Annotated in this window: 9 protein-coding genes; 4 read left to right on the top strand and 5 right to left on the bottom strand. The window is 63.9% G+C overall.

Translation table 11 applies throughout. From position 1 onward, the window contains the following. Positions 1–9 precede the first annotated feature (9 nt). The 5 genes from ACQR07_RS05235 to ACQR07_RS05215 form a co-directional block, all read right to left on the bottom strand. Complete coding sequence (locus tag ACQR07_RS05235; RefSeq protein WP_434901278.1) at positions 10–852, bottom strand: ABC transporter permease; 843 nt, start codon at positions 850–852, stop codon at positions 10–12. A gap of 138 nt (positions 853–990) precedes the next feature. Further along, positions 991–2,256, bottom strand: coding sequence for a methyltransferase domain-containing protein (locus ACQR07_RS05230; RefSeq protein ID WP_434901277.1), 1,266 nt, complete (start codon positions 2,254–2,256; stop codon positions 991–993). Positions 2,257–2,324: 68 nt separating this feature from the next. Beyond that, positions 2,325–3,065, bottom strand: coding sequence for an SDR family NAD(P)-dependent oxidoreductase (locus ACQR07_RS05225; protein WP_434901276.1), 741 nt, complete (start codon positions 3,063–3,065; stop codon positions 2,325–2,327). Continuing rightward, positions 3,062–3,598, bottom strand: a complete 537-nt coding sequence (locus ACQR07_RS05220) for a WbuC family cupin fold metalloprotein (RefSeq protein WP_434901275.1) — start codon at positions 3,596–3,598, stop codon at positions 3,062–3,064. The genes ACQR07_RS05225 and ACQR07_RS05220 overlap by 4 nt, the downstream gene beginning before the upstream one ends. Further along, complete coding sequence (locus ACQR07_RS05215) at positions 3,595–4,791, bottom strand: class I SAM-dependent methyltransferase (RefSeq protein ID WP_434901274.1); 1,197 nt, start codon at positions 4,789–4,791, stop codon at positions 3,595–3,597. The genes ACQR07_RS05220 and ACQR07_RS05215 overlap by 4 nt, the downstream gene beginning before the upstream one ends. A gap of 676 nt (positions 4,792–5,467) precedes the next feature. Here ACQR07_RS05215 and ACQR07_RS05210 point away from each other — a divergent pair. From ACQR07_RS05210 to ACQR07_RS05195, 4 genes are read left to right on the top strand one after another with little or no spacing between them, the layout of a single operon-like run. Next, a complete protein-coding gene (locus tag ACQR07_RS05210; protein WP_434901273.1) occupies positions 5,468–7,351 on the top strand; it encodes a TIGR04372 family glycosyltransferase in 1,884 nt (627 codons plus the stop codon). A 17-nt stretch (positions 7,352–7,368) separates the two neighbouring features. After that, on the top strand, positions 7,369–9,336 hold the full coding sequence (locus tag ACQR07_RS05205; RefSeq protein WP_434901272.1) for an acyltransferase family protein: 1,968 nt from the start codon (positions 7,369–7,371) through the stop codon (positions 9,334–9,336). Positions 9,337–9,363: 27 nt separating this feature from the next. Then, positions 9,364–10,449 carry a hypothetical protein gene (locus ACQR07_RS05200; protein WP_434901271.1) on the top strand — a complete coding sequence of 362 codons (1,086 nt, stop codon included), beginning with the start codon at positions 9,364–9,366 and terminating at the stop codon, positions 10,447–10,449. Next, positions 10,427–12,406, top strand: a complete 1,980-nt coding sequence (locus tag ACQR07_RS05195) for an acyltransferase family protein (protein ID WP_434901270.1) — start codon at positions 10,427–10,429, stop codon at positions 12,404–12,406. Before ACQR07_RS05200 ends, ACQR07_RS05195 begins: the two co-directional genes overlap by 23 nt.

Genomic DNA, 12,406 nt, shown 5'->3' with positions numbered 1-12,406 from the left:
CATGAAACGTCAGGCCCAGTACACGACGCGCGAGCGATAGCGCGTGTAGATATAGATCATGGCGGCCGTCAGGGCGGCGACGATTGCGACGGCGCCCGCCCAGCTCGCGAGACTCGGAGCCGTCCCCATCAGCGGGTCCCGCGTGACGGCCAGCAGGTAGGCGATCGGATTGAGCGCCACCGCCCACTCGCCGCCCTTGATCTGCGACGGCGCCCAGATGATCGGCGAGACGAAGAACAGCAGCTGGATGATCGCGTTCATCACCGGCGGGACGTCGCGATAGCGCACGCAGATCAGCGACACGATCATCGTCACGCTGACGATGAAGACGTAGACGAGCGCCAACCCGAACACGCTGAGAAGGCTGACGAAGCCGATCGGCCAGGGATAGATCAGCCAGATCACCGGGATGATCGCGATGTTGTGCAGGAAGACGATCAGGTTGCGCTGAACCATCCGCATCAGATGGATCAGGATCGGCATATCCACCGCCTTGATCATGCCGCCGGCATTGATCATCGTGTAGCAGGACTCGGCCAGCGACGACGCGATGAAGTTCCAGATCGTCATGCTGACCATGAAGTGCGGCAGATAGGTCTTCATGTCGGCGCCGAGAAAGCGCCCGGCCACGGCGCCCATGATCAGGGCGGTGATCGCATTCGTGGCGGTGATCCACCACGGACCCAGCATGGTGCGGCGATATTTCGAGCGGATGTCACCGGCCGCGAGCGCCCGCCAGGTAACGTGGCGCGTCACGAACGGCGCAATGTCCTCGCGGCAGCGCGCCCAGGTGAAGCGGCGCTGGGTCGCAACCATGAACCGCTCGACCTGTCCATCGGTCAGGGTGGTCATCCGTCTACCTCGCGAGAGCCGTAAGCATTTGGCCGACCTGCCGAAAGCCCTTCGACCCCATGGCGCCGGCAGGCGATCGGCAGGGCTTGCTGGACCATGTTACGCCAGAGCTGTCAACCGGGCAGCTCAGGGCACCGACTAGATCGCAGCCGAGCCCGCGGCCGCGACGATCCGGGGCTCCGGCAGCGGCACCAGGAACCGGCCGCCGTCCTCCAGATAGGCCTGATTGCGCTTGAGGATCGGCTCCGCGTAGATCCAGGCGAGGATCACGACCACATCTGGCTTCCTGGTTGCGAGCTCGCTGGAGGGCAGCACCGGGATGTGTGCGCCGGGGCTGAAGCGGCCGTGCTTGAGGTCGTTGTCGTCGACGATGAACTTGACCCGGTTCTCGAGCTCGAAGTGGTAGAGCAGCGTGGTCGTCGTGGTGGACGCGCCGTAGGCTGCCACCAGCTTGCCCTCGGCGATCGCCTTGTCGAGATAGGCGAGCACCTTGCTCTTGCATTGCTCGATTGCGGCAAACCAGTCGCGGTAGATCTGCGGCTTGGTCACGCCGCGCCGTTCTTCCTCGGCGATCAGCTGCGACAGCTCCGCCGAGCGGGGGCGCTTGCCGGTCGACTTTGGTTGCGCGAAAGCGCGGATCGAACCGCCCTTGGTCGCCGTGCGCGCGACGTGGAACAGCGTCATGTCGTGCCGGTTCAGGAAGGTCTCGAGCGGGATCAGCGCGTGATGCGAGACGTGCTCGTGATAGATCGTGTCGAAAACCATGTTGTCGATCATGTCGACGATGTAGGACACCTCGAACACGAACGCGCCGTCATCGGCGAGCAACAGCCGGATGCCCTTCACCACGTCGGACATGTTGTCGATGTGGGCGAACACGTTGTTGGCGCAGAACAGCTTGGCCTCGCCTTGTTCGGCCTTGATCCGGGCCGCCAGCGCGCTGGTGAAAAAGTCGGGGATGGTCGGAATCCCTTCCTTCGTGGCCGTCGCGGCGATGTCGCGCGCGGGATCGATGCCCTGGACTCTCATCCCCTCGTTCTTGAACGCCTTGAGCAGCGAGCCGTCATTGCTGCCCATTTCGGCGACGAGGCTGCCCTTCGGGATGGCGAGCGAGGACACAACCGATTGCGCATAGCGCTTGAAATGCTCGACGAGCCCGAGGGAGACCGAGGTGCGGTAGGTATAGTCGCGAAACAGGATGTCGGGATCGACGACATCGAGATTCTGCAGATGGCCGCAGTCGAGGCAGAGATAGCAGTCGAGCGGATAGAGGTCCTGCTGCTCGGCCAGCCGGTCCGCGGTCACGAAGGCATCGCCGATGGCCGAGGCGCGAATGGGCAGCACGTGATCGAGCGATGTCGAGCCGCACAGGCGGCAATCGGTCTTGTGCTTGACGTGCTGCATGACGTGGCGATCCTGGGTTGCGGTCCCGCAGGCGGGATGGTCGGTCGAAGAGGGATTTGCGGCGCGTTTTACAGGCCTGCGAAGCTCTTGGCGACCTCTTCTTGCCAGACTGTGGACACTCCGCCATCGAGGAACAGGCTCTGTCCATTGATGAAGGAGGCGCGCTCGCTGCAGAGAAAATCCAGTGCGTCGGCGCACTCTTCGGCCGTCCCGAGCCGGCCGAGCGGGACCAAGCGGCGGTAGGTGTCCATCAGCCTGTCGTTCTGCTCGTAGAAAATGCGCGACTCGCGCTTGAGATAGGTCAACGGCATGATCGCGTTGACGCGGATGCCGCGCCGGCCGAGCGTTGCGGCGTAGTGGCGAACCATCGCATTCAGGCCGCCCTTCACGACATGATAACCGACCGGCTGGGAGCTGCCGACGAATTCGGCATAGACGGAGCTGACCACGCCGATCGCCCGGTCACCCGTCTCGGCGAAATGGGCGGAAAAGCCCTCGATCAGGTCGCGCGATGCGGTCAGGCCGACCTGGATCTCGCCGGCCCAGGGGTCACCTTGGCCTCGGAAGCGCTGGCTCAGCACGAGGTAGCGGACGGCACCGCCAGCCTCGGCGATCCGGTCCCAGAGACCGGCGAAGCTTTCGCTGCGCTCCAGATCGGCCGGGAAATGTCGCAGGCCGGGCTGCTCGGGAAAATCGGCAGGACGTTGCCGCGACACCACAGTGACGTCGCAGCCGCGGGCGAGAAAGCGTTCGACCACCACGCGGCCGAGGCCACGGGTCCCGCCGATCACGACGGCATGGCTGGTCATGCCGCGGCGTCCTGCAGGGCGGCGACCCGGCGGACCAGCTCGGCCTGATACGCAGCCGCCTTGGCGGCGTCACTGTCCTCGGGCGCGAAGTCGGCGAACAGGCTGGCGCCGGGACGGAACGGCCCGTTGGTGATCTCGTGGACGATCAGCAGATCGCTGCGGATGATGAGCGTATGAAAGAACGCGTTGGACATCCGGTAATAAAACGGGCGCTGGCCGCCGGGCGGTCCCAGCTCGACCACGCGCTCGATCTCGCCGTTGTCGTCGAACACGACGATATCGACCTCGCCCTCGATGATGTGAAACGCCTCGCTCTTGCCCGGGTGCTTGTGCGGCCGGATGTAGGAGCTGGCATCGATGGCGATGATCATCTCGTGCAACTGATCCTCGCCGTCCGGATGGGCGTTGATTCGCGCCCGCCGCTTGGGGCTCGCGGCAACGGCCGCCTTGAGCGTGTTGATCTCGGCGGCGCCGACGGCAGAAATGGGCCCCTCGGCCAGGAACACCTCGGGGGACTTCTGAACGAGGCTCATGAAGTGACTTCCTTCGTGATTGCGTTGTCGAGCGCCGCGTAAATGGAGTGAAACGTCACGCCTCGCGCCGCAAGCGGGGCGAGCTTGTCGCGCACCCGGGATTCGATGTGAGGCGCCACGGCAAACAGGCAGGTGGTGACCTGTTCGTCTGCCAGCAGCGCTTCCGAGCCTACCACGGGGATGCGGAATCCCGGTGCAAAAAAGCCGCGCTTGTCGGCGTCGTCATCGACCGCCAGCGCGATCTTGTCGGCGACGCCGAAGGCATTTGCGAACATGATGGCGTGGTGCCCGATGCCGAACAAGGCAACGCCGTCGTTCAGCGGTCCGGCAGCTGCGGCCAGACGGGCCTGCAGCTGGTCCCGGCAACCGGCAAAGCTCTCACGATAGCGCTGGAATAGCTCAGATGGGCCCTGCGCCGCCAGGGCGGAGCCGGGCCCAACCTCAGGCTCGAGCACGGCGACGAGTGCATCCTCGAGCGCGCCAGGATAGCGCAACAAGGAAACCACCCGGTATCCGCTCGCCTGAGCGAGCCGCCGCAACGTCGCGTCGACGAAATAGCAGCTGTGCTCTTCCCACAGGAAGCAGTAATCGCGCGCGGTAAGGAATTTGCCGCTGTCGGGAACCTCGATCAGCAGCAGGCCATTCGGCCCAAGCAGGTGTCTGAGCGCCCGCAGGGCGGCCACCGGCGCCGGGCTGTGCTCGACGATGTAGCGACACGACACGAGATCGAAGGTGCCGTGCCGCGCCGACATCTCCCTCAGGTGCGCATCGTCGAGGATGCCCTGCCAACTCTCCAGATAAGGATGGCGATCTTGGACCGGCTGAATGTCGAGTGCGAGGGCCTGCGTCTGCAGGCCGCGTGCGGCGAGACGCGATAACAGGGGTTGCTCGAACGGGCCGGCGCCGATCGCCGTCGCCGCCGACGGCCGCAGCATCGACAACGTCGTGACGAGCGCATCGAGATGGCCCTCGGGCTCGCGATACCGAATCCATGAGACCTCCGGCATCAGCAGGGCGGGCGGAGGCGCTGTCGGCAGCTGGACGAGCTGACACGTTTCGCACTCGACGACGTCGAGATCGACGCGGCGCGGAGCATCGCCACTCCTGCTGAAGCTGTTGCAGACGGGCATTCGTCCAAGGGAAAGTGCAGCCGTGTGAATCTCGTGTCCGCAGAGGCGGCAGGCCGATGTCATCGTGTGCTCCGGTAACGTATTCGGATCACAATACCGCGGGTCGGTTCCGAAGCGAAGCGAACACCTGGGGCAGAGCATCACCGCCTTTTGATGCGCAGCGCCCACCGGCGCCACGTATCGGGAAAATCGCAGGAATTCTTGGCATTTCTCCCGAATCCGTCAGAGCTTTCGAGCCGCGTCGCTGCGTTGTCGCCATTTATGCATCGTAATGTATCTACAGGCATGCTGTTCCAAATGTCATCGAAGGCGCAACGTGCTTGCCGCTCGGCGATGTAGGAGATAGACGCGTACCGTATTTTTACGTGGTGATCGTCAAAGCGCGTTGCGCGCGAGCGACATCTACAAAGTTCATTTCAGAGGCGCTGCTCGCCTGCATAGTTCGACGCCGATCAAGTGTTGATCGTTGCACTGCGTCGAAGTAATCGTAAACGTATCGTGGTTCTCACGTGAAGGTCTGGCAGCAGTGACGTACTACGACACAGTCTCACCCGCGGAGGACGCACCGTGCACCTTCCGCGATCGTGTTCGACTGCAGACGAGACGACGTCTGAAGCTTCTCACGCAGAGAACCGTCAACGCTCTGTCGAAGACCAGGGGCCGTCACTTTCTTCGCCATCTCGCGTTCACGTGTCTGCCGTTCAGGATGCGTTTTCGCCTGAGCGTCTGGTTCCGCTATGTGTTCGAACACGGCGCGATTGACCGCCATTTCGTGTTCTTTTGTGCACCCTTCGTGACACAACACCGCGATTGGGTTTTCGAGAACAAGTGGCTGCGCGAATACCCGGACGAGGTCGTCTATTTTCTACTGCTCAGTGACCGCCACGACGACGCCCTCAAATATGCCCGCTCGGTCAAAAAGACGATCAGAATCGACAGCCCGCAGGGCATCGACGTCTTTGCGAGCTATTATTCGATGGACGTGTTGACCCAGGTCCACCGTTTTCAATGGAGCTGGCTGGCTGGCGCGTCGCCGCAGATGCGGACATTCATCCGGTTGATGCTCGAGCATCGGAACTTCCGTTTCGAGGAAGTGCTGTTCTCGCGTCGCGACGCGGCGGCCATCCCGAACGATGCGCGCGTCGGGCAATACATCCCGAATTTCTTCCGCGATCCGGACGTCGTCGATCGGCTGACGACGGAGCTCAATCTCGAAGGCGGCGCGGTGCCTCCGGCCGACGCCGGGCCCACAGATCGCGACGAGTGGCATTTTGCGAATGACAGGCAGGAGCAAGCAGACTCTCTCGACGTCTACATGTTCTACGCCTACCGGCATCTGCTGCTGCGCACCTATCACAATGGCGAAGGCGATCTCGTGCCACGGGTCTATTCCCGCTCGATGGACACACAGCGCAGGCTGCGCCGCAACCTGCCGTCGCCGTCGCGAGAGCTGAAGCGCTATCTCGACCGAATCGGCACGGATCTTTCGAATGTCCGGCTCCTGTCCCCGGACTGGAGTGCGTTGATCGGCCACAATGGTCATCTCAACGTGCATTTGATGATGCGCGAGATGGGTTGGTGGGACGAGCAGCCGCTGCTGCTGGCCTACAATGAACGGATTGCCAACAAGACCTTCCTGTCGCTGTTTTCGGACATCTGCCCCACATTGACGCTTGGCGACGACGACGTGTCGCCGGCGGTCTGGCACGAACTGGCGTCTCTGACGCCGTTCCTTGGCGATTCCCATCAGGCCTATCAATTCAAGGATGGCCGCTGCGTCTATTGGAACGACGCCGGATCGATGGCGCTTCAGCAGTGGGAGCGGGAAGGTCGTGGATTTCCACTGCGGGACATCTACGATTCGCGAATGCGAGCCGATGATCGCACGGAGATGCGCTATCAGGCTCTGCGCAAGAAGTGGGGGCTCGGACCGGACGACTGGTTCGTCTGCCTGCACATGCGCGATGCCGAGGCGCGGGGCGAGACCCTCGGGCAGGGCGAATCGATTCGCAGCGCTACGATCGGCAACTACCTCGACACGGTTCGCTTCATCACCGATCAGGGCGGCTGGGTCATCCGCATGGGCGGACGCAAGGCGCCGCCGCTGCCGGAGATGCCGCGCGTCGTCGACTATGCCCGCTGCGAGGATCAGGCACCCGAGATGGACGTCCACCTCATGCGCCGCGCACGCATCTTCATCGGCACGACCTCGGGCTTTGCCTATGTCGCGACCAGCTTCGGCATTCCGACCGCGATGGTGAATGCGCTCAGCTCGGTCGGACTGTTGTGGTCGAAGGATACACGGTTCTCGCTCAAGCCGGTTCATACCCGTGAGGGTTGTCTACTGTCGCTGGGCGACGTGACCTCCGAGCAATGGCGCTGGACGTTTCCCACCTATGAAACGGTCCAGCACGCCGGTCTCACCGTGAGCGAGAGCAGCAGCGACGAAATTTTGGAGACGACGAAGGAAGTGTTGGACTTGTCGTCCGGGACCGCACCTGCCATTCTGCCGGTCGACGACGACTGGGAGAAATGTGTGAACATTCCCGGATTCTTCGGCAATTCACGACCATCTCGCTACTTCATCGAGAAATATCCCGCTTTGATGGGTGGCCGTTCCTGAACCCGTGACTTGGTGTAATGAACTTCGCCCACCCCAATTCGTCCCTGGCTGAGGCCCATGCGACGCCGCTCAGCTATCGCGAGGACATCGACGGGCTACGGGCGGTCGCCGTTCTGCCGGTTCTCGCCTTTCATGCCTTTCCCACCGCAGTCCCCGGCGGCTTCTACGGCGTCGACATCTTCTTCGTCATCTCCGGCTATCTGATCACCGGCATCATTCACAAGCAGATGCTGTCGGGCACGTTCAGCATCGCGGATTTCTATGCGCGCCGGATACGCCGCATCTTTCCTGCGCTGATCGCGGTGGTGCTGGTGACGTTCCTGATTGCCTGGTTCGTGCTGCCGCCGCGCGAGATGAAGTCGCTCGGCACCAACATTGCGGGCGGCGCCATCTTCATCCAGAACTTCATTCTGCTCGGGCAGGTCGGCTACTTCGACCTTGCTGCCGAAAAGAAGCCGCTGTTGCATCTCTGGTCGCTGGCCATCGAGGAGCAATACTACATCGTCTGGCCGGTGCTGCTGATGGTGATCGGCTGGTGGCGTCGAAGCAGCCTCGTGATAACAGCCGTGCTCGCGGTGGCGTCGTTCGTCGCCTGCGTGATCGTGCAGCGGAGCGCGCCCGACTATGCCTTCTATCTGCCGGTGACGCGGGCCTGGGAACTGCTCGTTGGCTCGGGTCTCGCCATCTGGACCAGCCGCCGCAACACGATGCCGCGGTTCGATGGCATGAAAGACCCCGTCGATGGGCGAACCGGGCAGGAGGTGCTGGCCATCGTCGCGCTGGCTGCCATCGCGTTCGCATTCTGGCGCCTTGGCCGCCCCGCGCCGCATCCGGGTCTCCCCACGCTCTTGCCGATGCTCGGAGCGGCGGCGTTGATCGCGACGAGCGGCACCCTGGTGCATCGCTACGTGCTGTCGTCGGCTTTCGTGGTCTTCATCGGCCTGATCAGTTATCCGCTGTATCTCTGGCACTATCCGTTGATGGCCTATGCGCGGATCCATTATCTGGATCAGGTGCCGGCCCCGGTCATGTTCGGCATCATCGCAGTCAGCGTGGCGCTGGCGTGGCTGACCTACCAGTTCATCGAACGTCCGATTCGGTTCGGCCGAAGGCTGGTGCCGCTCAAGGTCGGGAGTCTGCTGGCCGGCATGGTGGCGCTGGGCGCCGTCGGCGTTGCCGCCGATCGGACCAGCGGCTGGCCGGCACGAATCCCGCCCGACATCCGCGGATTCATGCTCGACGGCAGCGAGACGGCGCAATTCTGGCGCAACGGCAAATGTCTGCTGCTCGCCGATCAGAGCGCGTTCGCACCGGAATGTCTCGGCGCGGGCCGCCGTCCGCTGGTGGCGTTGTGGGGCGATTCCTATGCGGCTTCGCTGTATCCTGGGCTGGCGCGATTCGGTTCGGAGCGTGGCTTCGATGTCGCGCAGTTTTCCATCTCGGCCTGCGCTCCGCTGATCGGCTACGTCAACCCACATCGGCCGCTCTGCAAGCCGGCCAACGACGCGGTGCTCAAGCATTTGACCGAGTTGAAGCCGGACGTCTTGATCTTCTACGGCACGTGGCGCGTTGGCGACGAGGAGGCCCGCGTCGGGCTCGACCGTACGATTCCGCTGGTCAAGGCCGCAGGCGTTCCGACGATCGTGATCGCTGGTCCGCCGCCGACATGGGATGGCGATGGGCTGCCGGCGAACCTGCTGGACTACTACTTCCAGACCCACACCGTGCTTCCGGCGCGGACCTGGTTCCGGACCGTCGATCCGTGGACGAAGCCGTTCGACCAATTGCTCGCGGCGCAAGCGAAGAAACTTGACGTACAGTACGTCTCCGTCCGCGATTTCATGTGCAACGATGACGGCTGCCTGACACGTATCGGACCAAACGACTCGGAGGTGACGACGTTCGATTCCGGACATCTGACGAATCCTGCATCAATCCTCGTTGCCCGACATGTGCTCGATGCACTGCCGGGTCTGCCGAAGTAAGCCGTGTCCGACCGCTCGATCCCTGCCATGAATGGTCCCACCGAGCAGATGGGGTTCACCCCGGATGACGTCATCGACGGCAGCCTCGGCCGCGCGGCGCGCCGATACCTGCTCTGGCTGGCGATACCGGCGGCTACGTTGCTGGCAGGGCTTTGCCTCTGGCTGTCGCTGTCACAGGGCGATCATCTCGGCGCCATCAGCAGACCCGGCGATGCGTCGTGGTTTCGCGATTTCGGCGGTGAGGTGGTTACCGAAATCCAGGACCAGGATCTGTTCTATCATGACATCGGCGGCTCGATCCGCCATGTCAAGGACGCCGACGTCATCGTACTCGGCTCGTCACTGGTATCGTTCGCGCTCGACGAAGCGGTCATTCGCGAGCGCCTCGAGCAGCCCTATGGGCTCAAGGTCTACAACATGGCCTTCGTGGGCGTCGCCAGCAGCGAGTTCGCGCGCCGGATCGCCCAAAAGCATCATCTTCGGCCGCGGCTGTGGATCCTCAATGCCGACGATGGCGGCGGCGGCGGCAACTTCTTCCACCGCAACCTGACCCGCGCCTTTGGTGCGGACGTCCGGCCCATTCCGAGCACGACACGCAGTCGTTTCAGCTCCTATGCCACTGTGATCCGTCGCAACATCCACTGGCGGCTGGAGGACGCGACGCGAGGCCTGCGCAGCGTACTTGGTGTTGTGAAGACGGCACCCATCCCGTCATTTGAACGCAATGTTCAGACCGGCGCCGCCGACATGCGGTTGTTCCCGCGCTTCGCCGCGGGCGACAATGGCGGCGTGAAGATGACCCGCGATCCCGATTGCCACACCACGCCGGACGTCATTGCCAATGCGCGCGAGCTCGTCCAGGCGCTGGACGCGCCGGTCGTGCTCACCCTGGTCCCGAACTACCATGGCTGCTTCACGCAGGTGCGCGAGATCGCCGATGCCATCGGCGTCGAGACCGCGCTGCCGGCGCGGACGGACTATTCCAGCTGGGACAGCGGCGGCCATCTCGATGCCAGGGGGGCGGCCGATTTCACCCGCGACCTGGCCGTCGCCCTGGAGAGGACGCGTGCATTTCAGGGACTGCGCGACGATGAGGAACGCCGGAAGCGTTGATCTCGCGGCCGCAAGGGCCCTTCGCCTGCAGCCCCGCAGTCCGGCGCATGCGCTGTCTTACCGTCCCGACATCGATGGCCTGCGCGCGGTCGCCGTCATGGCCGTGCTCGTCTTTCATGCTTTCCCGCGTCTGATGCCTGGCGGCTTCGCCGGCGTCGACGTATTCTTCGTGATCTCGGGCTATCTGATCACCGCGATCATCGATCGGAAGTGCGCCGACGGCAGCTTCAGCTTCGCGACGTTCTACGCCCGCCGCATCCTGCGGATCTTTCCGTCTCTGATCACGGTGGTGCTGGCGACGTTCCTGATCGCCTGGTTCGTGCTGCCGGTGGGCGAGATGGAGGCGCTGGGGTCGAACATCATCGGCGCCATAGCTTTTGCTGAAAACCTCATGCTGCACGCGCAGATCGTCGGCTATTTCGATCCGGGAGCCGAGCGTCTGCCGCTCCTGCATCTGTGGTCGCTGGGCATCGAAGAGCAGTACTACATCGTCTGGCCGGCGGCGTTCGTGCTGGTCAGCCGGTGGCGATCGCAGAAGGCGGCTATCGTGGCTGCCTTGGCGGCCGGCTCACTGGTGGTCTGCCTTGCAACCCCCGCAAAGGAGGCAGCCTGGGCGTTCTATGCGCCGACCACGCGCGGCTGGGAGCTGTTGGCCGGATCATTTCTGGCAGTATGGCTGCGGCAGCAGGCCGGGCTTCGGATCGGGCCGGCCACCGCCGGGCTGCTCTCGAGCCTCGGCGTTGCCGGCCTGCTCGTGGCGTTCTTCGGTTTCAGCAGCGCCTCGCCCTGGCCGGGCGTGCGAACCCTCGTTCCCGTGCTGTCGGCCATGGCGCTGATCGCGACCAGCGGCACGCCGGCGCATCGCGTCCTGGCGCAGCCCGCCTTGGTCCTCACCGGGCTGATCAGCTATCCGCTCTATCTGTGGCACTACCCGCTGATCGCTTTCACCAAGCTGCACTTTGGCGGAGCGGCTCCGATTTGGGCGCTGCTGGCCGTGCTCGGAGCGAGCATCGTGCTGGCGTGGCTCACCTACCGCGCCATCGAGTTTCCGATCCGGTTCGGGGCAGCGAAGCCCACCTGGCGGGTCAGTTCCCTGCTCGCAGCCTTGGCCGCGCTGATTCCGGTCGGCGTGGTGGCCACGAGCACGCGCGGGTTGCCGATCCGCTTCGCCCCGGAGATCAGGGCCTTCATGCTCTCAGGCAGCGAGACCTGGATGCATTGGCGTCGCGGACGCTGTCTGTTGCTGCTGCAGCCTGCGTCCGAATTCGGCGCCGATTGTGCAGGGCAGGGACGCCGGCCGCTGCTGCTGATCTGGGGGGACTCGTACGGCGCGGCGCTCTATCCGGGCCTGCTGCATGTTTCAGCCGAGCGGGGCTACGACGTCGCGCAGTACACAGCCTCTGCCTGTCCGCCGCTGATCGGCTACACGCTGGACGCCCGGCCGTTCTGCAAGAGCATCAATGACGATGTCGCGCAGCGGATCGGCCGTCTCCGGCCGGATGTCGTCATCCTCGATTCGACCTGGGGCCATGACGAGACCGTGCTGCGCCAGGGTCTGCTGCGTACGGTCGCCGTACTCAGGGCGAGCGGCATCACCAGGATCGTGCTGATGGGCCCGCCGCCGGGCTGGCAGGGCGCCGGCCTGTCCAACAATGTGCGGGACTACTTCCGGCAGTCCGGAACGGTGCTGCCCGAGCGGACCTTTTTTCGCTCGAACGACGAATGGACACGGGGCCGCGACGCTCTGTTTCGCGAGCTCACCCGCGAGCTCGGCATCGCCTACATCTCGGTGCGCGACGTCTTCTGTAATGCAGAGGGCTGTCTCAGCCGCATAGGTCCAGGCGCCGCGCAACTGACGGCGTTCGATCCAGGGCACCTGACGATCCCCGGCGCGATCTTCCTGGTGCGCGAGACCATCGACGATCTGTTGGGGCCGCTCCGGCAGCGGCCGCCGTAG

The sequence above is a fragment of the Bradyrhizobium sp. HKCCYLS20291 genome (assembly GCF_051167715.1).
GTDB lineage: Bacteria > Pseudomonadota > Alphaproteobacteria > Rhizobiales > Xanthobacteraceae > Bradyrhizobium.
Note: the sequence above shows the minus strand (reverse complement) of the source record. Positions and strands in the feature narration are given on the sequence as shown.

Coding starts and splice junctions, on each gene's coding strand:
- ACQR07_RS05235 (WP_434901278.1), bottom strand. CDS start 852: ATGACCACCCTGACCGATGGACAGGTCGAGCGGTTCATGGTTGCGACC.
- ACQR07_RS05230 (WP_434901277.1), bottom strand. CDS start 2,256: ATGCAGCACGTCAAGCACAAGACCGATTGCCGCCTGTGCGGCTCGACA.
- ACQR07_RS05225 (WP_434901276.1), bottom strand. CDS start 3,065: ATGACCAGCCATGCCGTCGTGATCGGCGGGACCCGTGGCCTCGGCCGC.
- ACQR07_RS05220 (WP_434901275.1), bottom strand. CDS start 3,598: ATGAGCCTCGTTCAGAAGTCCCCCGAGGTGTTCCTGGCCGAGGGGCCC.
- ACQR07_RS05215 (WP_434901274.1), bottom strand. CDS start 4,791: ATGACATCGGCCTGCCGCCTCTGCGGACACGAGATTCACACGGCTGCA.
- ACQR07_RS05205 (WP_434901272.1), top strand. CDS start 7,369: ATGAACTTCGCCCACCCCAATTCGTCCCTGGCTGAGGCCCATGCGACG.
- ACQR07_RS05200 (WP_434901271.1), top strand. CDS start 9,364: ATGAATGGTCCCACCGAGCAGATGGGGTTCACCCCGGATGACGTCATC.
- ACQR07_RS05195 (WP_434901270.1), top strand. CDS start 10,427: ATGAGGAACGCCGGAAGCGTTGATCTCGCGGCCGCAAGGGCCCTTCGC.